Genomic DNA, 22975 nt, shown 5'->3' with positions numbered 1-22975 from the left:
CTATCTACCAATAATCACAGCGTCTGATGAAACGATTCTAAAATCACCACCAAGTAGTTCTCCAACCCAATTCTCGGTTTCGTAACATAAGGTAACTCGGTAAAGCGTAGCTTGACGATCCCAAGAAGTAATCACGGACAAATGCCTCAGCTCCCTTAACGTTGTGCTTAGCGAGCAGACATCAGCCCCAAAACTATAGGTGCGAACTGGATTCGGGCTGCCATTACTTGCAAATGTCAGCTCCTCAACTATCGTTTTATACTTCGTACTGTCGAAAGAGCTTCCTCCCATACGAGCTAAAGAGCCTTGAGATATAGTATACATTTCACGCGCTTCAGCCTGAGTGATCGTATAATCTTCAGAGTAAAGTTGTGTTCTCTCTTTTAAAATATTCACCATAGAGTATGAAAGACGATCTAACTTGCCTTTCATAGATAGTTTAATAATCACATCGCCACTAAAGACAAGCAGTAAGCTAAAAATCAAACCAACGATTGCAAACTCAACACTAAATGTTCCACGCTGTTTAAAAGCCACTAATTTCGAAAGCATCACGCTCATACTCCTGAACAACGATTACTTCTCGACTAACAATACTCGATGTATCCATAAAATAAGTAAAGATAGATGTAAAATCATAATCAATACGGTATATTGCCATTGCACTATCTGTTGCAGTACCACACTCAGCAAAACTTTCGCCATCTGGTACTTCACATGGATTAACATTCGCTAAGTCAGCGATTGCTCCTATGTATTGAACTGACATTCTAAAATTAGATTCATCAACAACACCTGACCATAGAGCGTTGCTATCATTAATTACCCCTTCAAACACAGCTCTGTATCCACCTTCTGAAACCTTGGCACTTCGAGCCGCCTCTGATATTGCAAGGTCTGATATGGCACTAATGTAGGAAAGATAACTCATTTCAACCCATGCCATACACATCAGCCAAAAAGCCATAAAGCCAAGAGCAAATTCTATGCTGGCAATACCCTTTTGGTACTTAACCTTCAGCATATTCTTCATTGGAGTTCCTGTTTCTTTGATGACAAGATAGGTTCTGCTACATGTTGAACAATAGCTTCTGAGTTACGCAGAGCTGCAAAATGGTTAAATGCCTCTTCTTCAGTAATTTCTGGGCCTAGCATAGAGCGCACATAATCAAAATTACCTAGCTTCGCAAGAGCCAACATCAAGTTCGCCTCTACCTGAGCGTCAGCTTGATCATTGGTATAAATCGGCATCAAGCGTTGTACAGCATCAAGGTAATGACCTTCAATGATATCTAAGACTGCTAGATTATTTTTGATGGTAATATCATTATAAAAATTGGTACGAGCATGATTAAACTGTGTGCGGGCATGGTTGTAATCGCCATTTGCTGCATATAGCAAACCAGCTAAATTTTGAATTTCAGCATTCCCTGCATCCGAGTCTAACGCTCGTTTAATCTCAGCTAACCCAAGTTTAAAGTTGCCTAACTCATAATGAGCACTCGCATTTACTAAAAGCACGTCAGGCTGAACTTTTTTTTGCGCCATTAGAGGCTGTAAAGTAAATAGGGCTGAGTCTGCATCTTTAATCATCAGATAGCTACGCGCTAACTTTATTCTCGTTTCTGGCGTGTCTTTTTTAATTAGTTCGGCCTTATATAATCCTACGAGCTCGCTGTAATTCTGAGCTTGTAGTAGTAGTGCCTCTTTATCCAAAGATGCTTTAGGATCGTTTGTGGACATGCAACCGACAATAAGAAAACAGCAAAGAACAGACATAAACTTATACATTTGACATCATCCTTATAATACCTGGGGCTGCGATTAAAATTACAATCGGAATCATAATAAACAAGATCAAAGGCACTGACATTTTTGCAGCCAACTTACCGATTTTTTCCTCCAACGATAGCATCTGTACATCTCGGATATCCCCGGCTAATGTCGTCAAAACACCATAAATAGAAGAACCATATTGTAAACTCTGCTTCAGTGTCATAACAAAACTCCGCATCTCACTAGACGGAATATCGTCATAAAGTTCGTCTAGTGCTTTTTGCATCCCCACTAAGCGCGAACGATCATTGGTTTTCTTTAGCAACCCAGCCAGTTCTTTATCAAATCCTGACATTTCTTTCGATAAATAATTCATTGCAGACTCGATCGTCATACCCGTTTGCACACAAACAGCCAATAGATCTAGTAAATAAGGCAATTGTGATGAAATTCTAGCTATTCTCGCTTTACCTTTGCTATCTAATATCGCGTCAGGCAAAACAATACATATAATCAACCAAGTAGCCATCAAAGCGACAAGAGTCGGCATATCCAGCGTATTTTGAAGCGAGTAGATATAAATAGCAAAGCATCCACTAAAAAGCGCTCCATATTTTAGTGGCATATATAAGCTTAACCAACGGCTCTTATTCGAAATACCTGCACGCTTAAACTTATCATTGATCTCTTGATTGCTACCCTCTACCGCCGGCTTTGCTACTTTTTCCGATACAAACTCAACAAAACCGCCCATTCGGTTTGAATCCGTTTTCAATGAAAACTGCGTGAGAAACATTTTCCGCTTAACTAACCTAAACAGCACTAGGATGATCAAAATTACACCTAGTAATACAGAACATAACTGCAAAAAAATGTATAGCTGGGGAGTCAAATTCATTACCTTACTCCTCGCATCAATCCCCATACTATCGAAATACCTATCGCCTCACTAATAAGAACGTAGTAAAGAATAGGCTGACCTTTAGGATGATTCATTACAAAGTCATAGTTTTCAGGGCTAAGGTATTGCAACATAAACAAAAAGAAAAAAGGAATCGCAGCTACTATCTTTGCAGAAGTTCGAGCTTCAGAGGTCAAAGCATATTTCTTTTTCTCAATTGCTCGCGCATCAAACATGAGTCTATTGAGGCGCGTGATTACATCTTTTAGCTGTCCTCCGCGCTGCATATTAGCGCGCAACGTAATTACAAAAAATTGAAATGACTGATAAGGAAAACGGTTACAGGACTTACGAAAAACAGTATCTGGAGATTCTCCTAACTGAAGTCTTTCCCCCATTCGCTTAAACTCTTCGCCAACACTACCTTCTAATGTTTTGCCTACGAAAATAATGGAATGCATCAAACTCTCACCAGAGCTTACAGCACTCGCCAACATATTAAGGGCATCTGGAAATGCCATTTCAAACTCTTTCTTTTGCCTTGCTTCTAGGAGAGACAGTCCAACAAATACCCCAACAATCTGGCCAATAATCAGAACGTATATAGGTGAAAATGGCAGAAATGTTTGATTCGCATAGTAAGAGACAAAAGCAACCAGACAAAAATAGATAGCGATTTTTAAAGCAGCAAAACGTCCAAGTTGAAGCTTAACATTGGTAATACGTCGCTTAACCTTTTGAACAAAAGTTTCCCCAGTCAGACTGTTAAAGTTAACTGCTTTATGGTCTTCATCCATGGAGTTAACATACAATGTTTGATTAAGCTGTTCTAAGTATTCACTGTCTTTACGTTGGGTTGGCCAAAATGCTATAGCAAGTAGCAAACCTCCGAGTATCAATGACAACCAGAAAATCATACTATTTCTCGCGCAGCGAACAATTGACTAAGCTGGGCATCCAATCCAAAGAAACGAGCTTTTTCAACTAAAATAGAGCGCTGCATCAGACCAGCAGTGACGAAGTTACCTCGAACCTTCCCATCCTCTCCTTGCATCTGGTTAGGGACAAAACGGAAGATTTCTTCTAAAACAACGCTTTGCCCTTCAAGTCCCACCACTTCTGAAACACTCATAACCTTACGAGAACCGTCATGCAAACGGCTTATTTGGATGACAAGATCAACGGCACTCACGATATTACGACGAATGGCCTCAAGAGGTAGGTTATTGGTCGCCATCATCACCATAGCTTCTACACGCGATAATGCGTCACGCGGCGTATTGGCGTGCAAGGTAGACATTGAGCCATCATGACCTGTGTTCATTGCCTGAAGCATTTCAAACGCTTCACCACCACGACACTCACCAACAATAATGCGATCTGGGCGCATACGCAGAGAGTTAATAACCAGGTCACGCTGGTCAATAGCCCCTGTACCTTCAATACCTGAAGTTCGAGTTTCCAAACGCACGACATGGGGTTGTTGTAATTTCAGCTCTGCAGCATCTTCTATACTAACAATGCGCTCTTTTTCTGAAATAAACTGAGAGAGAGCATTCAACATAGTGGTTTTACCTGAACCCGTACCACCTGAAATCAAAATATTTAGACGACAACGAGCTGCAATCATCAGGAGCTTAGCCATTTCAGGACTCATCGCCCCAAACTCTACCAACGAGTCGAAACTTAAACTGTTCTTCTTGAACTTACGAATTGAGATGGATGTACCATCTATAGCAATTGGAGGAATCACGATATTGACCCGGCTACCATCAGGTAAACGGGCATCACAAGTTGGAGACGAGTCATCAACACGACGACCTACGCGTGCAGCAATTCGCTTTGCAATTTGAATCAATTGCTCTTCATCGATAAAGGTAACTTCAGATTTTTCTACTAGGCCATTACGTTCAACGAATACATTATCGCAGCCGTTAATCATGATATCGCTAATGCTTTCATCTTCCATCAATGATTGCATTGGACCTAAACCGTGAATCTCGTTCACTAAGCTTTGAACATAATCCGCTTTTACTATGGAAGGGACCGACCAGCCTTGCCTATCAATCAGCAAATCAACAGCATCAGCTAACTGTTTGCTCAGTTGCTCTTTCGATAAAACCGTAACAGCTTCGCTATCGAGAGCTTCAAATATCTGACGACGAACTGCAACAAAGATAGACTTAGAATGATCCATTATTTACGCCCTCGGCTAATAAGCTTTGACAATAAACCCACTTTGCTTCCTTCTTGCTTTTCACCCAGAAGAGCAGCTGTAATTTGCTTGATACTTTTACTAATTGGAAGTTTGAGGTCATGTAAGTGTTTGCCCTCGAGTAACGCTTTACTCATTTGACCATCGTAAGGGCAAATAACATCAATTGGCCGTCTTAGATACTTCTCTACTTCTTCTTCCGTTACAGTCGCATGCTTTTCAGGTGCGGTATGGTTTATAACAACAATGACACGCGCTTTGGTTTCAAGCTCTTTTAGTAGAGAACAAATACGACTTGCGTCTCTTAGGCTCGAAACCGTAGGTTTTAGAACTAAAACAATAGCATCACACTCATTCGCACTATAGGCTAAATCAACTTTACTATTTACTGAACGAGAAAGATCTTCTATCAAAAAATTGGTTTGTTCAGAAAGCTCATCAGACAAAGTTCGCACGTACTCTTTCATCTGAGTTTCATCAAGCTCTTTAGATTTAACCGATAAAATTGACAACATCGAAGTAATCTTCTGAGTCATATTAAGCGCATAGGACGTGTCTAAACTCGCTGTTAATGCACCAGGAGGAATGTCTTTCTTCTCGAACTTCTTAAGCCCTAAAAGAATATCTAAATTGCCCCCAACAAAGTCGTGATCAACAATCACGCAAGAGCTATTTTTTTTACTCGAAAGTTCGCATGCTATCTCTGCAACAAGTAACGAAGTACCTACACCCCCACTTGATCCCCAAAAGGCCACTTTTTTTGCATCACGAGCTTTACCGAGGCCAGAGTTTCTTGAGCGATTATCTGAAACGTTTTTTACAAAATCGATGAGCTCTTGCTTACTAACAGGCCAAAACAGGTAATAAAAACCCATTTCCTTAAGGTTGCGAATCGTTGAAATGGCATCTTCACTACCAATAACGATTACTGAAGCTGAATTCGGTAATAAGTGACTAATACGACGCATATCATCGGTAACATTTTTACTTTCGTTTAGTTCAACGATAACGATTTCCAATGCACTACTACGAGCGTGCTTCTTAATAACCTCATCTTGGTTTTCAAGTAACTTAGGGACAGCTAATCCTTCAAACGTAAATGCTTCTTCGACGAGACTACGACACACTTCTGTTTGATAAAATAAAACAGAAGAAAGGCTTTGTGATTCAGGCTCTAGCGAATCTGAAGGTTTAAGAAGTTCGACAAGATCTAGCATATTCTACTTTTCCACTTCAGTTTCATTGTTACTAATATTTTTAGGCACCATTTTTTCTGGGTGTTGTATTGATTGCCATCTTGCACTCTCTACAAAGCAATCGCTCTCCCTAAAACCATAACGATTAACCTTTGAGTATTCGCAAAAAGGAACTAAGACCTGGTATTGTTCAAGAGCGATCACTAAATCAAACTTGCTATTCCTACCGTTAGACTCGTAGATATGAATATTTTTAGGGTCAACACCTTGTTTCAGCAACTTGTTCTTTGTTTTATTGGCGATTTTTTTAGCAAATTCAGAGCTCCATGTGAAAATAATCTGTTCAGAAAGCACTTTATCTCTATGAATAGAAACATATTCTGAAATCTTGTTTTCTACCTGCTTTAGATTCTCACTATTGACAGAGGCTTTGAAAGTATAAGCAATTGGAACTAACTCAACCTGAATTCCAGTTCTTTCATCAATTCGTTCTGCGCACCCAGAAACAAACAAGAAAACGCTGATTATTAAAAGATATCTCATTTTTTGAAGCCCCCAGTTTGAAGAACTTCTTCAGCCCATGTTTTACTTGCTGGTGTATAACTATAATCCACATTGAAGAATCGCTGCATAGTCGTTGTACGCTTCATTGTAGGTAGTTGAATTTGTGAAGGATTAACTGGGTTAACCAAATTTACCGTCGCTACAATCACCAACTCCGTCCTATTTCTAACGGTTTCTGAATGTCTAAATAAAGCGCCAAGAATAGGTACATCACCAATAAAAGGAACGCGTCTCAAAGACTCTCTATCTTCAGTGCTAAGTAACCCACCTAATACAAAGCTTTGCCCATCGCCAAGCTGAACTGTAGTCCGTGCGCGGCGCGTCTTTAAAGCTGGCAAGTTATAGCGTTCATTTTCATATTGAGTATCTAGTGAGCTTACTTCTGGCATCAAAGACAACTTGATCTTGTCATCCTCTAAAACTTTAGCCATTAACTCCAGTCGAATACCAAACTCTTTATACAACACATTAGTGCCCCCATCGATAACTGTTACGACAGGCAATTCACCACCGACAAGAAAGCTTGCAGTTTCCCCGGAGATAACCGAAAGGTTTGGCTCAGCAAGAACTTGTCCGACACTATCATCACCGAGAGCTGTTATTACAGAAACAATATCAGAAGCACTAAAGTTCACTAACTGATCAACAAACGTACCAACAGAATAACCACTACTAGCATATTGAACGCCAAACTCTTCTAAAAATGATTGGGAAACCTCTGCTATAGATAGCTTGACGTTAACTTGTTTAGTTGTCGCAACTTCGATGTTATTGACAATGCCCTTATAATGACGCCGAGTCATAAACTCCATTTCATAAGTATCATCGCCTAAATCCCATTCAATCTTGTGATCAACATAATCTTTTGCCAACAATTCACCAACAAGAATGTTTATTTCATCACGAACCTTATCGCTAGACACTTTACCTGCTAAAACAACTTGCTCACCTAAATTGTAGATGGAAATATCAACATTTGGATAGCGAAGCTGCACCTGTTGCTGAACATGAATCAAACTAGTATTTACAACAAGCTTTCGACTAATAATAGTTTGAGAGTTGTCATCGAAAGCAAGTAGCGAAACAGAACCAACTTTCTTGCCGTAAATGACCAATTTGTTTTTATCTACGACCTGATAATCCGCTATTTCTGGATTTGAAATAAATACAGATGCAATCTCTGTTTTGGTCGTTATAGCCTTAGCTTCCCCCTCCCCTAAATTCAAAAGACTCTCAGCAGAGACTAAAGCACTCCAAAGTAAAATAAGAAAGGTAAATGTTGCCTTGATCAAATACATTATTCTCGTTTTCCCTACTTAATAGTAATAGCATCAGCTCTATATTCGATCACTGATTTGAAACCTGGCAGTACATCACCGGCATCTGCACTAAGCTCAGCAGGCTTATAATTCCCAACAGACTTGTGAACCTCTAACGTCGCAATTTGTTTAGCAACACTCAATACTGATACTTGCTTACGATTTAGCTCCAGTATCAAATGCGTATCAGGGTTAACTTCTTGCTTTTTAGTACTTGCATCTTCAATAAGAGTTTGGTCAACACGCAACACTTTGACACCCATTAACACCGGCGAAATTGAAATAGCTTTACCACGAGCAGACACAGAAGACCCCACCTCAATCGAAGCTTCAGTTACGGGGCCAGTCAAGGCGAGAATATCAATATATGAATTTGCTCGAATAACACCACCAACGACGGCTTCCGGCGAGACTTTTAGAGGATATGGTACATGACCGTCAGTCAAAGAATAATCCAAAAAATCGGGGGAGTTTGGTGTAACTATATCTGTCTTGAATAAGATATCCCCAACGTTCATAGACGAGCGATATAAACTACCTACGGGATATTCAAAAAGCATATCGTCATAAATATTTAATGCTTGCGCATCTTCTTCTGACAATTTCAAGCGTCTTAAATGTGTTTTATCAACCGAGCCTGCTCTCTGAGTATCATTCTTAAGCTGCCATACGGAATACATTTTGACTGGTCTAGTCTCTTTCTTTGAAGATTCGACAGAACTTTGTTGAGGGGTAAGCTTACCTGCGAGGCCATATAAACCAAAAATTATTGCAATAACAGCAACACCAAGAATAAGTTTCGTACGCACGTTAGTTCCCTAAATTGAAGCTGCGATTCCAAACAATCCACTAACCACAATAGGTGGAGCAAATGGAATTCCATTTTGAGTATATAAAGTAGGTTTAAGTTTTTTAACGATAATGTACATAAGCGCTTCAATGCCCCCTAAGACTAACATCATTACGACTACCAATAAGTAGTAATCAGGGCTAATTAGAATGCTAAAGACACTTGCTAGTTTGACATCACCAGCACCAAAAATGCCGAGTTTCCAAAGCAAGATTCCACAAAATAGCACGATTGCAGGTTGGCAGAAGTACACTTCAGAGTTATAAATAAGAACGGAAATGAACAGTAGTGAACATAACCAGAAAACACTATTGTTCGATATTTTTCTCTCTAGAACATCAATCCAGCAAATATAAACACAAATGGTGGTTATAAATAACCACCATAACAGTATTAACATCTTAAGGTAATCTATACAAATTAGCCGGCTGCGTTAATTTTTGAGGTAATCTTACTCATTGCACCAGTTAGAGCATCACTTAGGCTGCTGTTAAACATTGCTAGAACAATTGCGGAAACCGCTACACCAATGATTGCGTATTCGATCGCAGTAACACCGCGCTCGTCGTTTTTGAAAGAGTAAAATGCGCTTTGAGCGGCAACAAAAGCTTTAGTTAACATGTGTTTTCCCTTTACTAATAAAATTGCATATAACTATAAAAATATATGCATCAAAGATAGTTTGTATTCTATATAACTGATTACATTGTGACAAATTAATAATACAACTTATTTTATTAAGAAAAATAAATCAAAGTAACACTTTCTTAATGGTTAAATTACTTTTTTGTGATCTAGCACTTCTCATTGAATGATAAACAACCAAAAAGAAGCTAGCTAAGCAATGTTTCACAACGCGAGTTCAAAAAACAAACGCTCTTAGCTTTTTTTATACACAATATAAACTATAGACCAATGTATCAATTCTCAAAGTTGATACGTTCACATTCAGAAAAATCCTATTACTTTTTTTTACATGTAAAATATGATCATCACATTGCTTAAGTTTCATCTGATAAATAACTGAATTCCAATACCTTTAGACTTGCCTGTTCATCTAGATCAAGGAACTCTGGTGGGTTGCTGAGTCGCTGGACGAAAGTTAGCTTTGGCGCTTCCTCTTTCATACTATCGATTAGAAAGTCACAACTCACTTGAGGTGAGTTAACACAAGCTAACACCTTGCCCTTTGATGTTAGTAGCTCCGGCAACCGACGTAAAATCTTTTTATAATCTTTAGTTAACGCAAAACTACCTTTTTGAAATGAAGGTGGATCGATGATGATTAGATCGTAAGGTCCAGTTCTCTTTATCTTTCCCCAAGACTTAAATATGTCATGAGCAAGAAACTTCACTTTATTTAGGTTATGGCCATTCAATCTGTGATTGTCTCTTCCTTTAGCTAACGAGCCACGAGACATATCTACATTAACAACTTGGTCTGCACCGGCTTCAATAGCCGAGACAGAAAAACCACATGTATAAGCAAATAAGTTGAGTACATTTTTGTCTTTCGCATTTTTAGCAACCCAATCTCGACCATAGCGCATATCTAAAAACAAACCGAAATTTTGATTTCTACCTATGTCTAATTGAAATTTCAAACCAGACTCAGTAACAACAGGACGACTATCAAGTTCACCTAGAATGATTTCTAATGGCGCACCTTCAGCATATCGGTGTTGAATAACTATAGATTGTCCGTTTTTTTCTAGCCATATCTCCGTCTCAGATAGCGCAACAAGCCCATTTTTTAACGCCTGCATAAACAGTTCATCTACTGGTTTAAACACGCTGACAATCAGTTGGCCTTCTACCCAATCACACGTCAACTGTTCTAAACCTTCAAAGCACCGACCTCTACCATGAAATAGTCGACGAACTTCATTTGGGACACTGTTTAGCCCCAAATGAAGCTGCTCAAAAAAGATTGGCAACTGTTCGATCTGCATGGACTGGTAATCTACTTTTTGATCTTCGGCCATAATAACTCCGATGGTTTAAGCCATGATTCAATACCTTGGCTGACGATTTCTTGATTCCATTTTAACCCTAGTGAAGGGTACTCTCTTGGGTCACAAATGAACTGATAATTCTTTTCTTTATAGAAAAAGCGCAAAGCAAAGGCATGTAAGTAGCCACGATCGGCTTGCGAATTGGCATTGTAAATAGGATCGCCGACAATAGCAGAGCCCACAGATTTAAGTGCCACTCGAATTTGATGTGTTTTACCCGTATAAGGCTTACAAATAAATAACCTTTCACCGGGTTCTGCTGCTAGCGAGAGAAATTGGGTCACCGCCGGATTATTCTGGCTATTGAGTAACTTCCATGCCGAGCGACGTGAACGCTCCATATCACCGCTCACTAAGCCTTGTTTCTTTTTCGGCTTTTTACTGCCAATGGCCAGATAAAATTTGTCCACACTTCGCTCTGCGAACATTCTAGATAGTAGGCTCGCGGCATCAGAATTACGCCCTAGCAACAAAATACCAGACGTCATTTTATCTAAACGGTGAACTAAAAATAACTTTTCGTCTCCCGTTGCTTTAGCAATCTCTTGAAGCAGCATGGTATCGCCATCGTCTTTATGTACAGAGATATTAGGATGTTTGTTTATGACGAGAAAGTCAGGGTGGGTATGTAAAATATCAAACATTGAGCAAGCTCCACTTTGGAGGCAAGAGTATACCTAGATTGAGCATCAACACCATAGAGAGCATAAACAAAAAAAGGAGGAGCCGACTGACTCCTCCTTTTATAGTATCAAATTAGTCTACTTTACAGTTTCTTAGAGAAAATACCTGCTAGGGCGATAATACCAATACCTAGTAGCATGATTTCACCTTTACCGCTGTCAAAGCCAGACTTGATGCCCATGAATGCAACGATTGCGATTGCTACAGGGATAATGTACTTAACTAGGTTGTACCATAGACCAAACAGTGGGAATGATACTTCACCGTCGTTAGTAATCTCTTTCTCAAGCTCAGAGCGAGTTAGACGCCAACCTGCAAAGATACATACCAACATACCGCCAACAGCTAGGAAGATCTTGTCTGTTAGTAGGTCGAAGATATCAAATGCGCCTGTACCAAATAGAGTTGGACCAACACCTCCAAGAGATAGTGACGCAATCACACAAAGTGTTGCCATAACTACACTTGCCGAGATAACCGCTGTTGAACGCTTCATACCTTTTTCATCGATTAGGTACGAAACCACTACTTCTAATAGAGATACTGAAGATGTCAGTGCCGCTACAGTTAGACCAATGAAGAATAGTAGTGCTAGCAATAGACCAATCAAGCCACCCATTTCAGCAAATAGCTGTGGAACAACCACGAATACTAGACCAGGGCCAGCTGAAGGAGCCATACCAAACGCGAACATTGCTGGGAACATTGCAACACCTGCTAGGATTGCAACACCGGTGTCCATTGCAGTAACCATACCTGTTGTTTGAACTAGATTCTCTTTCTTCTTAAGGTACGAACCGTAAGTCATCATACAACCCATACCAAGAGATAGTGAGAAGAATGCTTGACCTAGAGCCGCTAGCACAACATTGCTATCAACCTTAGAGAAATCTGGCTTAAACAAGAATTCAACACCCGCCATTGCGCCAGGTAGAGTCATACCATATACAGCAACGGTAATAAGGATGATGAATAGTAGCGGCATTAATACCTTACCTGCTTTCTCAATACCGCCGGAAATACCTTTCATAACGATAACGATGTTCAGGAATAGGTAAACGCCCATCCACATTAGTGGTTGAACTGGGTTAGAGATGAAACCACCAAAGCTATCACCAATTGCTTCTGGTGTGCTTAATAGACCACCACCCACTTTGAAGATATAAGCCAATGCCCAGCCGCCAACTACAGGGTAGAAACCCATAATTAGTAGACCACTTAAAACACCGATTACACCAGTAAATGCCCAACGGCGATCCGTCGATTTAAATGCACCTACTGCTGAAAGACCTGTCTTACGACCAACAGCGAACTCTGTAAGCATTACACTGAAGCCGATAAAAATTACGAACATAAGATAGATAGCAACGAATGCGCCACCACCACTCTCACCTGCTGTGTACGGAAACTTCCAAATGTTACCTAGACCTACAGCAGAACCTGCTGCGGCCATAACGAAGCCTAATTTAGACCCCCACGTATCACGGGGCTGTGCACTTGAACTCGTAGCCACGGTTTACTCCATTAAATCAGTTTTTATAAGTTGTGTTTGCTTCTGTTAGGCGCCTATAAAAGTTGAGTGTATATATATTTTTACACTTATTAGAATTTTGAGTGACGCTAACGTTATGGCAAGTAAACCAGTTTAAGATTAAAATTGGAACCCCGAAAAGTACATTTTTTCAACACAAATGTAATTATTATGTTTAAATGCTGCTTTTTTACACTATTACACACTCTTCTCACTGGATTTAACACTCCTCTAACAGAATTCCACTTTTTCCAAAATCCAGCAACAATCTATTAATTGACATAGTTATTCCTTGTCGGTGTTTGTATAGCAGATTACTATTTAGTTGCCGGATTTCGACTCTAGGTAGCTGAATGGACAAGTTTTATCACTTCTTAACCCTTGCTGGGATCGTGTTTTACTGGATCCTGGTCGCAGGTGTAACAATACGCGTCGTACTAAAACGCCGCGCTGTTAGCGTGTCACTCGCTTGGTTGATGATCATATATATCATCCCAATTGTTGGTGTGGGTTGCTACTTTCTATTTGGCGAACTCAACCTCGGTAGGAAACGCGCCGAGCGTGCCAAAGAAATGTTCACCCCATTTGAACAGTGGTTTTCAGGATTAAATGAATGTCATGCACACGCACCAGAAAGTTTTGGTCGTCATATCTATAGAATTGATGAGCTTTGTAACAACCGTTTAGGTTTACCTGCATTAAGTGGTAACACACTTTCCTTGCAAAGCTCTCCACAAAAAATTCTTCAATCGGTTATCAAAGATATTGAAAACGCAGAAACCAGTATTCGAATGGTCTTCTATATCTGGCATCCTGGTGGCTTAGCCGATTCTGTTGCTGCAGCACTAATAAAAGCTTCCAAGCGAGGAGTTAAAGTTAAGCTGTTACTTGATTCAGCTGGTAGCCCGCGATTTTTTAGAAGCGAATGGTATAAGATGATGAAAAATGCCGGGATCGAGGTTGTTCAAGCACTCGAAGTAAGTCCGTGGCGTATTTTCTTGCGTCGCTTAGATTTAAGGCAGCATCGAAAAATTATCGTGATTGATGACAACATCGGCTACACCGGCTCTATGAACATGGTGGACCCTGCATTCTTCAAACAAGACTCAGGTGTCGGCCAATGGATTGACATCATGGTTCGAGTCACTGGCCCAACGGTTAATGTATTGTCAGCAATTCATGGTTGGGACTGGGAAGTTGAAACAGGATCGCGAACCCTTCCTCAGTTACCGGAATGCCGAATTGATCCTGAGCAACCTCAGCATCCAGTGCAAGTCGTACCTTCCGGTCCGGGTATGCCCGAACACCTCATTTCTCAGGTACTCACTCTAGCAATTAACCAGGCTAATAAATCGGTACGGATAACAACGCCTTATTTTGTACCAAGTTCCGACCTACTGGAAACCCTAAAAATGACGGCGCAACGAGGAATCAAAGTTGAGCTGATCATCCCCCATAAAAACGACTCTTTGATGGTTCAATGGGCTTCACGGGCTTTCTACACGGAACTGATGCTAGCAGGCGTAGAAATCTATGAATTTTATGGCGGTCTGCTTCACACTAAATCGGTCGTAATTGATGAACAGTTTTGCCTTGTCGGAACCGTTAACATGGACATGCGCAGCCTGTGGCTAAACTTTGAGCTGACGCTCGCTATCGATGATGAAGCGTTTACCAAAGAGATGTACTGGTTACAGCAGAGTTACATGGATGACTCTCATTCCGTAAACCTAAACGAGTGGCAAAAACGTACACTTTACTCTCGATTTCTTGAACGCGTCTTTTACTTGTTCAATCCGCTACTCTAAGCCTTGCTAAATATCTGTTGCCATGTTTTAAATATGGCAACAGATATGGACAAGGACTTCAAATGTCAGAAAAAAAGCAAACAACTTTCGTTACCGCTGGTCGAAATGATAAGTGGACGAATGGTGTCGTAAACCCTCCTGTACAGCGTGCATCTACGGTTGTATTTAATACTGTTGCTGAAAAGCACCAAGCAACCATCAACCGAGCGAATAAAACGCTCTTTTATGGCCGACGTGGCACTAACACCCATTTTGCCTTTCAAGATGCAATGGTAGAGATTGAAGGCGGAGCGGGCTGTGCTCTATACCCTTGCGGAACCGCTGCCATCTCTAACGCTATCCTCTCTTTTGTCGAATCTGGCGATCATATTCTGATGGTTGACACTTGTTACGAACCAACACGTGATTTTTGTGATCAAATCATGAAAAAGATGGGGGTCGAAACCACATACTACAGTCCAACCATCGGCGAGAATATTCGTGAACTCATACAGCCTAACACTAAGGTACTGTTCTTAGAATCTCCTGGCTCTATCACAATGGAAGTACAAGATGTCCCCACCTTAGCGCGCATTGCTCACGAGCAAGATATCATTGTAATGCTCGATAATACTTGGGCTGCAGGTGTGAATTTCTCACCATTTGAGTTTGGTGTCGATATTTCAATTCAAGCCGCAACTAAATACATCGTCGGCCACTCTGATGTCATGCTTGGAACTGCTGTGGCCAACGAAAAATGTTGGGATCAGCTTCGAGAGCAAAGCTATTTGATGGGCCAATGTGTCTCGCCAGATGATGCGTATCTTGGGCTTCGTGGCATCCGCACTCTCGATGTTCGCCTTCGTCAACATGCAGAAAGCAGCTTAAAAGTAGCACAATGGCTACAAACAAGACCAGAAGTAGACCATGTCCGTCATCCGGCACTAGAAACCTGCCCAGGTCATGAGTTTTTTGAACGTGATTTCACGGGTGGAAATGGCTTATTCTCATTTGTACTTAAGAGTAGTTATCCTCACGCTACAACGGCTCTACTCGACGGAATGAAGCATTTTAGTATGGGATATTCTTGGGGTGGGTTCGAAAGCTTGATCTTAGCCAATGAGCCAAAGAGTTTTAACAGCTTGCGCACAGTGGCTAACCCCAATTTCGACGGAACTCTAATTCGAGTCCATATTGGCCTAGAGGATGTAGATGATCTTATTGCCGATTTAGAGACCGGACTTGAGCGCTACAACGCCTTAATTCTAGAGCGCGAAATTACAGGTTAAATAGTTCAAAATAGAGCTCTAACCCAGAGCTCTATTAAATCTTTGAAATATAAAAACTTAATCAAATTTTTGAACTTTAGGTCTAGTTTAAGATTGATGTTGATTTTTAACTCGCCAGCACATTTTAACATCTAAATAACATTTAGAATTACGCAAACACGTCAAATTTTCCTAGGGTTAAATTCTCATCAGAGGTCTAACCAGAGGAATTTTATTTTGAAAGCAATCTTAACATTTACTCTTCTACTCACGTTCTCCATCATTCAGCCAGCCACCAGCAACTTAGCCAATGCTTCTGGGTACACAGAAACTCGGCACCCTATCGTACTTGTACACGGCTTATTTGGCTTTGATACCTTGGCCGGAGTCGACTATTTTTATGGGATTCCTCATTCTTTGACCAAAGATGGTGCGACCGTATACGTTGCACAGGTATCCGCAACCAACAGCAGTGAAGTTAGGGGAGAACAACTACTCCATCAGGTCGAGACAATACTCGCAGCGACTGGTGCGCAAAAAGTAAACCTAATCGGTCACAGCCACGGAGGACCCACCATTCGCTATGTCGCATCAGTTCGCCCTGACCTGGTAGCTTCTATCACTAGCATTGGTGGCGTGCATAAAGGATCTGAAGTCGCAGACCTGGTAAGAGGTAATGTCGCAGAAGGCTCTGGGCTCGAATATCTCGCGGTAAAAATGGCAGAGGGACTGACTTCACTGATTAACCTTTTATCTGGTGGCAGCGATTTAAATCAAGACCCTCTCGCCTCTCTTGACGCGCTGACAACCGAAGGCTCCCTCGCTTTCAATCAATATTATCCAGAAGGAATTCCAAGCACAGAATGCGGTCAGGGCCAAAAACTCGAAAGCAATGGTGTTTATTACTACTCATGGACTGGCGCGGCTAACTTCACTAACTTCCTTGATCCAACAGATGGAGCCATGATGGTCTTAGGTTGGGCATTCGACGGGCCTAACGATGGCCTTGTCGGAACTTGTAGCACTCACTTAGGAAAAGTCATTCGAGATAACTATAAAATGAATCATCTTGATGAGATCAACGGCCTTCTCGGTATTCATCACCTCTTCGAAACGGATCCTGTAACACTTTATCGTCAACATGCGAACCGCTTAAAATTGCAAGGTTTATAGGAGAGTAGTAATGAAAAAGGTCACTCTTGTCACAATCTTATTAACTACACTTTCCGCCGTTGGGGTGACCTTTTATAACTCCTTCACTTCAAGTAAACGTCACCCAATTGAGCAAGCAATCTCCCAACAAGACACCCAGCCAGATTTATCGTCTCAGAAAGCGTTTTACGACTACACATTAAGTAGCTTAGGAGAACAAAACTTTGAACAAATAGACCAACGGGTTCAACAGCAAGCAACCAACGAATCCGAATTAGCAATCAGCTCCTCATTGTTTGACACCTACAAAGAGTACAAACGAGCTCTTACGGAGCTAACGCCGCTTTCCATTCATGCAATGACAGCGGATGATTTTGAGCAATTTCATTTGGCCATCATTGAGCTGCAAGAACAGTTTTTTACTGACCAACAAATTAATGAACTGTTTGGTGATGAAAATGCTTTGAGAGAATTTGCGATTGAGAAAAAACGCATCAACGAATACTCCCTTGACGGTAATTCAAGCAATGAACAACTCGAAATGGTCCTCTCACAGCAACCTGAATTTATTCAAAAGGCAGAACGTAACAATCAACTAGTGACACAGCTGATTCATAGCACTGAACTCAAAGATTCTCAGCAGCAGTATCTAGAGCGAGTGAGCATTGTGGGAGAGGAAGGAGCAAAACGTTTAGAAGCTCTTGACGAAAACCGTCAGCGATTCAGCCAACAATTATCCGAGTTTTTCCAACAAAGAGAGTCAATACTGGCATCGAATGAAATTTCAAATATAGATAAGAGTAAGCAGATTGCTCAATTAAGAACAGAATACTTCGACACATCACAATTAAAACGTGTCGAAGCTTTGGAGCGAATTCATGATTCAGGAAAATAATGTCTTATGCAATCGGCTTTTTTGGACAGTCCGTCAAGTGATCATCAACCATTCCAACGGCCTGCATAAAAGCATAGCAAATCGTCTTACCAACAAACTTAAAGCCTTTTTTCTTTAAGAACTTACTCATTGCTTTTGATTGCTCTGTTGAAGCTGGAACTTCACTCATTTCAGTCCAAGTGTTGATAACCGGCTTCCCTTCCACAAACTGCCACAATGCGTTTGAAAGGCTTCCGTACTCTTCTTGTAAAGCAAGTGTCGCTCGCGCATTACTAAATACTGAATTGATCTTACCGCGATGCTTAACCACATCAAAATTAGCAATAATTCGCTCAACTTCGGTTTCATCATATTTCGCTAGTATTTCAAGATCATACTCTTCAAACGCAGCACGATAACCTTCTCGTTTTTTTAAGATGGTGATCCAACTAAGCCCAGCTTGAGCCCCTTCTAACGTAATAAATTCAAACAGCACCTTATCATCGTATACGGGTACTCCCCACTCCGTATCGTGATAGATCCTTTCCAATTCATGGTTCATTGCCCAAGCGCATGTGGTATCTGTGCTCATTCGAAACTCTCTCCTTTAAAAACAAACGCCCCCGACAAAGTCAGGGGCGTTTAATCAATAACAATACTTAGTTAGGTACTTTCACTTTGTGGAACAAACGATACAACACTGGCACGACAATAAGTGTCAGCACCGTCGCAAAACCTAAACCAAACATGATCGTTACCGCCATCGGCTTGAAGAAAATATCTGGTAGCAGTGGAATCATACCCAAAATTGTCGTTATCGCCGCCATACATACAGGGCGTACACGACTAAGTGCCGCGTCCACCACTGCAAGATATGGGTCTTTACCAGACTGCATCTCAATCTCAATTTGATCTAACAGTACGATACCATTTTTCAGCAACATACCTGACAAACTTAAGAAGCCCAGCAACGCCATAAAGCCAAATGGTGTATTGAGAGCCAAGAGACCGGTCGTTACCCCCATGATAGCTAGAGGGACAGTTAACCATACAATCAAAGGTTCTTTAACAGAATTAAACAAGAACACCGTCACTAAAAACATGAACAGGTAACCCATTGGCATGGTCGTAAACAGCGAAGCTTGGGCATCACCTGATGACTCATACTCACCGCCCCACTCCAATGAATAACCTGGCGGCAGTTCAATCGCATCAATCTGTGGCATGAGGCGTTTTTGTAAAGTTGCTGCAGTCTCTTCACCAAGAATATCTGGGTCTGCCATCACCGTTAGTACACGTTTACGGTTTTTACGCACAATAATTGGGTCTTCCCAACGAAGGTCATAGCCCATTGTCACTTGTTGTAACGGAATATACTCACTTAAAGCTGGACTCCAGATCTTCATACCTTCAATATTGCGAATATCAACGCGCTCATCTTCTGGTAGGCGAGCAACAATAGGCATGAGTGTCGTACCATCACGATAAACACCCACCGCTTTACCTGAGAAAGACATCGCTAAGAACTCATCCACATCGGACTTGGTAATACCATAACGACGTGCTTGGCTCTCATTAAACTGAGGCTCAAGAACCTTAGTGCGCTCACGCCAGTCATGACGAATATTCGTCGCGCCCGGATCGGCATGCATAATGTCTTCAACTTGCTTAGCGATACCACGCAAGATGGTTGGATCTGAACCTATCACACGCGCTTCAATTTTCGCACCGCCACCAGGACCTAACTCGATCTGCTTGAGCTTGTAGTTAATCTCAGGGAATCGCTCTTCCACATACTGCCTGAAGTTAGACATAAGACTCGCAAGTTGCTCATAGTCTTTAACTCGAGTCGTGATTTCACCGTAACCTGCGTAGCTTTTTTCAGGCGCGTAAGTCAGCATGAATCGCTGCAAACCTTTACCCGCAGTTGTCGTCACGTGCTCAACGCCCTCTTGTTCAGAGATCCAAGATTCCAACACTTTAAGCTTCGTATTGGTCGCTCGAATATCTGCCCCCTCAGGCATCCAAATGTCAGCTTGGAACATTGGCGTCGTCGATGACGGGAAAAATGACTGCTTCACCTGACCAAAGCCAACGATACTCGCAGCAAGGCCTAGAATTAACACAATAACGGTCAACCATGCTCGTTTCATACAAAACTCAAGGAAGTTTTTGTACATCACGAAGATCATACCGTTATAAGGGTCACTATCTTCTGAACCTGCTTCGATTTTCTGACCTTTGAAGAAAATATCGGCAAAGAAAGGCGTCAAAGAGATCGCGGTAAACCAGCTGAGCATCAACGAGATCAGTAACACAGTAAACAAGGTGCCACAGTACTCACCTGTTGCATCTTCAGAAAGACCGATAGGCGCGAATGCTGTTACTGCGATCACCGTTGCGCCCAACAACGGCCACTTAGTCTGGGTGACAATATCGGTTGCCGCTTGTAGCCTTGTCCTCCCTTTTTGCGTACCTATCAATATTCCTTCTACTACCACAATGGCGTTGTCTACTAGCATACCAAGTGCGATAACAAGTGCGCCTAATGATATACGCTGTAAATCAATCGCGAAGTACTTCATGAAGATGAAAGTACCAAGAACGGTTAAGAGCAGAATCAGGCCAATCAGTAGTCCAGAGCGTAGCCCCATAAAGAATAGAAGTACGATAATAACAATCGCGACCGCTTGGCCTAGACTGACAACAAACCCACTAACCGATTTATCAACTTCTTTCGGTTGGCTGTAGATCTCTGAAATGTCTACGCCGACCGGCTGTTGATACTTGAGTTCAGCGAGACGGCGATCGAATCGCTTGCCCACTTCAACAACGTTAACACCTTGAGCAAACGAAACACCGAGGTTAAGTGCCATGTCACCGTTAAAGGTAATGATGTTGCTTGGAACTTCGACGTAGCCACGGGTAATTTCGGCCACATCACGCAAGTAAATCAAGCCTTGAGCGCCACTTTCGGTAAGAATCAAATCACCCAGTTGATCGACGTTTTGGAACTCACCGGTAGGTTGAATTCTAATGTACTCATCACCAATTCGAATCGCACCGGCATCAGACACTACGTTTTGAGTAGATAGAAGGTTAAACACCGTATTTGGTGAAAGCCCCAAGCTACTCATGCGCTTCATCGAAACTTCAATAAAGACTTGTTCTTGCTGCTGCCCAGACGCCGAGACTTTACTCACGCCGTCAATCAGTTCAAGTTCACGTCTGAGATAATCGACGTAATCAAGTAACTCTTTATAGCTGTAGCCCTCGCCTGTCACGGCCAGTAAGATCCCGTATACATCACCAAAATCATCGATGACTTGAGGATCATTCACTCCCGGAGGTAATTGACCTTTTAAATCATTAACCTTACGGCGCAACTCATCCCAAATCTGTGGCAGATCATCAGGGCCATAGTTATTCTTCATGGTCACTGATATTTGCGACAAACCTCGAGTAGAAATCGAGTTAACCTCATCCACGTAGGTCAGCTGCTGAATCGCTTTTTCTAAAGGATAAGTGACCTCTTCTTCAACTTGCTGCGGTGTCGCTCCTGGGTAAGAAGTAACAACCATGGCATCTTTAATCGTAAATGCCGGATCTTCTAATCGGCCAAGACCAAAAAACGCTGCCGTACCACCGATTAAAAATATCAGTGAAATCATCCAACTGATAACACGATTTCGAACGAAATATGCTGCGATACCTGTAATATCATCATCGCTTTGAGGCGAGTTCTTGGTTTGCTCACTCATTGCCTGCCTCCTGCTCAATCACGTCTACTTGCATCCCTTCTCTCAATCTAGATACACCTGCAATCACAACCACTTGGTCGTTAGTTAAACCATCTAAAACCTGAACCGTATCTTTACTTGCTTTACCGACCACAACTTTCTTTTTGCTCACTGTATTGTCTGAGTTCAATACCCACACAAATTTGTTGTCTCGCTCTAAAGGGTCACCATCCGCATTAAATACTGATTCAATCGGGACTTGTACACCGGCATTTAGTTCTAAGCCGATATCTTCACCTTTTGATGTTACCTCAACAGCCATACCATCAAGGATGTACTCCTCCTCGGGCATTGGTAGCGAAAGTGTCACGGTAAAAGTACCTGTTGCAGGATCGGGCTCAGTCGTGAACTCTTTGATTTGCGCACTGTATTCATTGCCACTAGGCACCTTCACCACTGCGTTGACTTTTGACAGCACATTTTGACTAGGCTGATTAATATACAAACGGTCAGGCAATTGAATTAGAACTTCAACGTTATCGACACTATGAATATTCACCACTTGCTGACCAACTTGAATATTTTCAAACTGATCAGCGCTAACACGAGAAATAATGCCATCCACAGGGGCTTTAAGATGAGTAAATGAAAGTCTCAACTTCGCCAATTGCAACTCTGCATAAGCAATCTGTCTGTTTGCTGCGATTTCATCAAACTGAGACTTTGCCAATAAGCCTTTATCAACAAGCGGCTTAGATCTTTTGTACTGGCTATCTACCACGGTATAACGCGCGGTCGCATTGTCGACCGCCAATTTGTAGTCCGTTGGTTCAATCTCCGCAATCAAGTCACCTTTTTTAACCTGGTCACCTTCTTTTACGTATATTTTACTGATTTCCCCAGCGACCCTAAAACTAAGATGGGAGCGTTCGGCAGCATTGGCTACCGCAGGAAAATAAAGCTTATCTTCACTCACTTTACTACTAGAAAGCGCTAACACTTTTACTTTTGCGTCACCAAAATCGACATACTGTGGCTCACCACCACAGCCGCTAAGAAGCGCAGCAGAAGAGAGTGCGCACATTCCTAACCAATGCTTCATC

Annotated in this window: 22 protein-coding genes; 4 read left to right on the top strand and 18 right to left on the bottom strand. The window is 41.6% G+C overall.

The features are described from left to right. The 15 genes from tadF to GVO60_RS12375 all read right to left on the bottom strand — a co-directional run bounded on the left by tadF (position 1) and on the right by GVO60_RS12375 (position 13033). Positions 1–552: a tight adherence pilus pseudopilin TadF gene (tadF, locus tag GVO60_RS12445; RefSeq protein WP_159654831.1), complete on the bottom strand. Its 552-nt coding sequence runs from the start codon at positions 550–552 to the stop codon at positions 1–3. Beyond that, positions 527–1033 carry a TadE/TadG family type IV pilus assembly protein gene (locus GVO60_RS12440; RefSeq protein WP_225874927.1) on the bottom strand — a complete coding sequence of 169 codons (507 nt, stop codon included), beginning with the start codon at positions 1031–1033 and terminating at the stop codon, positions 527–529. The genes tadF and GVO60_RS12440 overlap by 26 nt, the downstream gene beginning before the upstream one ends. Then, positions 1030–1791, bottom strand: a complete 762-nt coding sequence (locus GVO60_RS12435; RefSeq protein WP_159654484.1) for a tetratricopeptide repeat protein — start codon at positions 1789–1791, stop codon at positions 1030–1032. Before GVO60_RS12435 ends, GVO60_RS12440 begins: the two co-directional genes overlap by 4 nt. Further along, the gene (locus tag GVO60_RS12430; RefSeq protein WP_159654482.1) at positions 1784–2674 is read right to left on the bottom strand and encodes a type II secretion system F family protein; all 891 of its coding nucleotides are present in this window, start codon (positions 2672–2674) and stop codon (positions 1784–1786) included. Before GVO60_RS12430 ends, GVO60_RS12435 begins: the two co-directional genes overlap by 8 nt. Further along, entirely contained in the window at positions 2674–3594 is a 921-nt protein-coding gene (locus GVO60_RS12425) for a type II secretion system F family protein (protein WP_159654480.1), read from the bottom strand. Before GVO60_RS12425 ends, GVO60_RS12430 begins: the two co-directional genes overlap by 1 nt. Beyond that, on the bottom strand, positions 3591–4874 hold the full coding sequence (locus GVO60_RS12420) for a TadA family conjugal transfer-associated ATPase (protein WP_159654478.1): 1284 nt from the start codon (positions 4872–4874) through the stop codon (positions 3591–3593). Before GVO60_RS12420 ends, GVO60_RS12425 begins: the two co-directional genes overlap by 4 nt. Then, a complete protein-coding gene (locus GVO60_RS12415; RefSeq protein ID WP_159654476.1) occupies positions 4874–6109 on the bottom strand; it encodes a CpaE/TadZ family protein in 1236 nt (411 codons plus the stop codon). Before GVO60_RS12415 ends, GVO60_RS12420 begins: the two co-directional genes overlap by 1 nt. 3 nt (positions 6110–6112) lie before the next feature. After that, positions 6113–6631 (bottom strand): hypothetical protein, encoded by a 519-nt coding sequence (locus GVO60_RS12410; RefSeq protein WP_225874926.1) that lies wholly within the window; start codon positions 6629–6631, stop codon positions 6113–6115. Next, entirely contained in the window at positions 6628–7950 is a 1323-nt protein-coding gene (locus GVO60_RS12405) for a type II and III secretion system protein family protein (RefSeq protein WP_159654474.1), read from the bottom strand. Before GVO60_RS12405 ends, GVO60_RS12410 begins: the two co-directional genes overlap by 4 nt. 14 nt (positions 7951–7964) lie before the next feature. Then, positions 7965–8780, bottom strand: coding sequence for a Flp pilus assembly protein CpaB (cpaB, locus tag GVO60_RS12400; RefSeq protein WP_159654472.1), 816 nt, complete (start codon positions 8778–8780; stop codon positions 7965–7967). A 9-nt stretch (positions 8781–8789) separates the two neighbouring features. After that, positions 8790–9221 carry an A24 family peptidase gene (locus GVO60_RS12395; RefSeq protein ID WP_159654470.1) on the bottom strand — a complete coding sequence of 144 codons (432 nt, stop codon included), beginning with the start codon at positions 9219–9221 and terminating at the stop codon, positions 8790–8792. 20 nt (positions 9222–9241) lie between these two features. Further along, positions 9242–9442: a Flp family type IVb pilin gene (locus GVO60_RS12390; protein WP_159654468.1), complete on the bottom strand. Its 201-nt coding sequence runs from the start codon at positions 9440–9442 to the stop codon at positions 9242–9244. Between the two features lie 380 nt (positions 9443–9822). After that, the gene (locus GVO60_RS12385) at positions 9823–10773 is read right to left on the bottom strand and encodes a class I SAM-dependent methyltransferase (RefSeq protein WP_159654827.1); all 951 of its coding nucleotides are present in this window, start codon (positions 10771–10773) and stop codon (positions 9823–9825) included. An 11-nt stretch (positions 10774–10784) separates the two neighbouring features. Continuing rightward, positions 10785–11480 carry a TIGR01621 family pseudouridine synthase gene (locus GVO60_RS12380; protein ID WP_159654466.1) on the bottom strand — a complete coding sequence of 232 codons (696 nt, stop codon included), beginning with the start codon at positions 11478–11480 and terminating at the stop codon, positions 10785–10787. Between the two features lie 122 nt (positions 11481–11602). After that, the gene (locus tag GVO60_RS12375; protein ID WP_159654464.1) at positions 11603–13033 is read right to left on the bottom strand and encodes a sodium-dependent transporter; all 1431 of its coding nucleotides are present in this window, start codon (positions 13031–13033) and stop codon (positions 11603–11605) included. 371 nt (positions 13034–13404) lie between these two features. On the opposite strand from GVO60_RS12375, the gene cls reads away from it, so the two are divergent. The 4 genes from cls (at position 13405) to GVO60_RS12355 (ending at position 18153) form a co-directional block, all read left to right on the top strand. Beyond that, positions 13405–14859, top strand: coding sequence for a cardiolipin synthase (gene cls / locus GVO60_RS12370; RefSeq protein WP_159654462.1), 1455 nt, complete (start codon positions 13405–13407; stop codon positions 14857–14859). Between the two features lie 62 nt (positions 14860–14921). Beyond that, positions 14922–16127: a cystathionine beta-lyase gene (locus GVO60_RS12365; protein WP_159654460.1), complete on the top strand. Its 1206-nt coding sequence runs from the start codon at positions 14922–14924 to the stop codon at positions 16125–16127. Positions 16128–16352: 225 nt separating this feature from the next. Then, positions 16353–17279: an esterase/lipase family protein gene (locus GVO60_RS12360; protein WP_443098426.1), complete on the top strand. Its 927-nt coding sequence runs from the start codon at positions 16353–16355 to the stop codon at positions 17277–17279. A 10-nt stretch (positions 17280–17289) separates the two neighbouring features. After that, on the top strand, positions 17290–18153 hold the full coding sequence (locus tag GVO60_RS12355) for a lipase secretion chaperone (RefSeq protein ID WP_159654456.1): 864 nt from the start codon (positions 17290–17292) through the stop codon (positions 18151–18153). A gap of 4 nt (positions 18154–18157) precedes the next feature. On the opposite strand, the gene GVO60_RS12350 is transcribed toward GVO60_RS12355, so the two are convergent. The 3 genes from GVO60_RS12350 to GVO60_RS12340 all read right to left on the bottom strand — a co-directional run bounded on the left by GVO60_RS12350 (position 18158) and on the right by GVO60_RS12340 (position 22974). Beyond that, positions 18158–18724 carry a DNA-3-methyladenine glycosylase I gene (locus GVO60_RS12350; protein ID WP_159654454.1) on the bottom strand — a complete coding sequence of 189 codons (567 nt, stop codon included), beginning with the start codon at positions 18722–18724 and terminating at the stop codon, positions 18158–18160. A 67-nt stretch (positions 18725–18791) separates the two neighbouring features. Then, the gene (locus tag GVO60_RS12345) at positions 18792–21893 is read right to left on the bottom strand and encodes an efflux RND transporter permease subunit (protein ID WP_159654452.1); all 3102 of its coding nucleotides are present in this window, start codon (positions 21891–21893) and stop codon (positions 18792–18794) included. Next, positions 21886–22974 carry an efflux RND transporter periplasmic adaptor subunit gene (locus tag GVO60_RS12340; RefSeq protein WP_159654450.1) on the bottom strand — a complete coding sequence of 363 codons (1089 nt, stop codon included), beginning with the start codon at positions 22972–22974 and terminating at the stop codon, positions 21886–21888. The genes GVO60_RS12345 and GVO60_RS12340 overlap by 8 nt, the downstream gene beginning before the upstream one ends. Position 22975 lies beyond the last annotated feature (1 nt).

Source organism: Vibrio atypicus (assembly GCF_009811315.1).
GTDB lineage: Bacteria > Pseudomonadota > Gammaproteobacteria > Enterobacterales > Vibrionaceae > Vibrio > Vibrio atypicus.
The sequence above is the reverse complement of the archived record's forward strand: the minus strand, read 5'-3'. Positions and strand labels throughout refer to the sequence as shown.

Coding starts and splice junctions, on each gene's coding strand:
- GVO60_RS12340 (WP_159654450.1), bottom strand. CDS start 22,974: ATGAAGCATTGGTTAGGAATGTGCGCACTCTCTTCTGCTGCGCTTCTT.
- GVO60_RS12410 (WP_225874926.1), bottom strand. CDS start 6,631: ATGAGATATCTTTTAATAATCAGCGTTTTCTTGTTTGTTTCTGGGTGC.
- GVO60_RS12420 (WP_159654478.1), bottom strand. CDS start 4,874: ATGGATCATTCTAAGTCTATCTTTGTTGCAGTTCGTCGTCAGATATTT.
- GVO60_RS12395 (WP_159654470.1), bottom strand. CDS start 9,221: ATGTTAATACTGTTATGGTGGTTATTTATAACCACCATTTGTGTTTAT.
- GVO60_RS12380 (WP_159654466.1), bottom strand. CDS start 11,480: ATGTTTGATATTTTACATACCCACCCTGACTTTCTCGTCATAAACAAA.
- GVO60_RS12355 (WP_159654456.1), top strand. CDS start 17,290: ATGAAAAAGGTCACTCTTGTCACAATCTTATTAACTACACTTTCCGCC.
- GVO60_RS12425 (WP_159654480.1), bottom strand. CDS start 3,594: ATGATTTTCTGGTTGTCATTGATACTCGGAGGTTTGCTACTTGCTATA.
- GVO60_RS12405 (WP_159654474.1), bottom strand. CDS start 7,950: ATGTATTTGATCAAGGCAACATTTACCTTTCTTATTTTACTTTGGAGT.
- GVO60_RS12390 (WP_159654468.1), bottom strand. CDS start 9,442: ATGTTAACTAAAGCTTTTGTTGCCGCTCAAAGCGCATTTTACTCTTTC.
- GVO60_RS12435 (WP_159654484.1), bottom strand. CDS start 1,791: ATGTATAAGTTTATGTCTGTTCTTTGCTGTTTTCTTATTGTCGGTTGC.
- GVO60_RS12440 (WP_225874927.1), bottom strand. CDS start 1,033: ATGAAGAATATGCTGAAGGTTAAGTACCAAAAGGGTATTGCCAGCATA.
- cls (WP_159654462.1), top strand. CDS start 13,405: ATGGACAAGTTTTATCACTTCTTAACCCTTGCTGGGATCGTGTTTTAC.
- GVO60_RS12385 (WP_159654827.1), bottom strand. CDS start 10,773: ATGCAGATCGAACAGTTGCCAATCTTTTTTGAGCAGCTTCATTTGGGG.
- GVO60_RS12350 (WP_159654454.1), bottom strand. CDS start 18,724: ATGAGCACAGATACCACATGCGCTTGGGCAATGAACCATGAATTGGAA.
- GVO60_RS12365 (WP_159654460.1), top strand. CDS start 14,922: ATGTCAGAAAAAAAGCAAACAACTTTCGTTACCGCTGGTCGAAATGAT.
- GVO60_RS12415 (WP_159654476.1), bottom strand. CDS start 6,109: ATGCTAGATCTTGTCGAACTTCTTAAACCTTCAGATTCGCTAGAGCCT.
- GVO60_RS12430 (WP_159654482.1), bottom strand. CDS start 2,674: ATGAATTTGACTCCCCAGCTATACATTTTTTTGCAGTTATGTTCTGTA.
- GVO60_RS12345 (WP_159654452.1), bottom strand. CDS start 21,893: ATGAGTGAGCAAACCAAGAACTCGCCTCAAAGCGATGATGATATTACA.
- tadF (WP_159654831.1), bottom strand. CDS start 552: ATGCTTTCGAAATTAGTGGCTTTTAAACAGCGTGGAACATTTAGTGTT.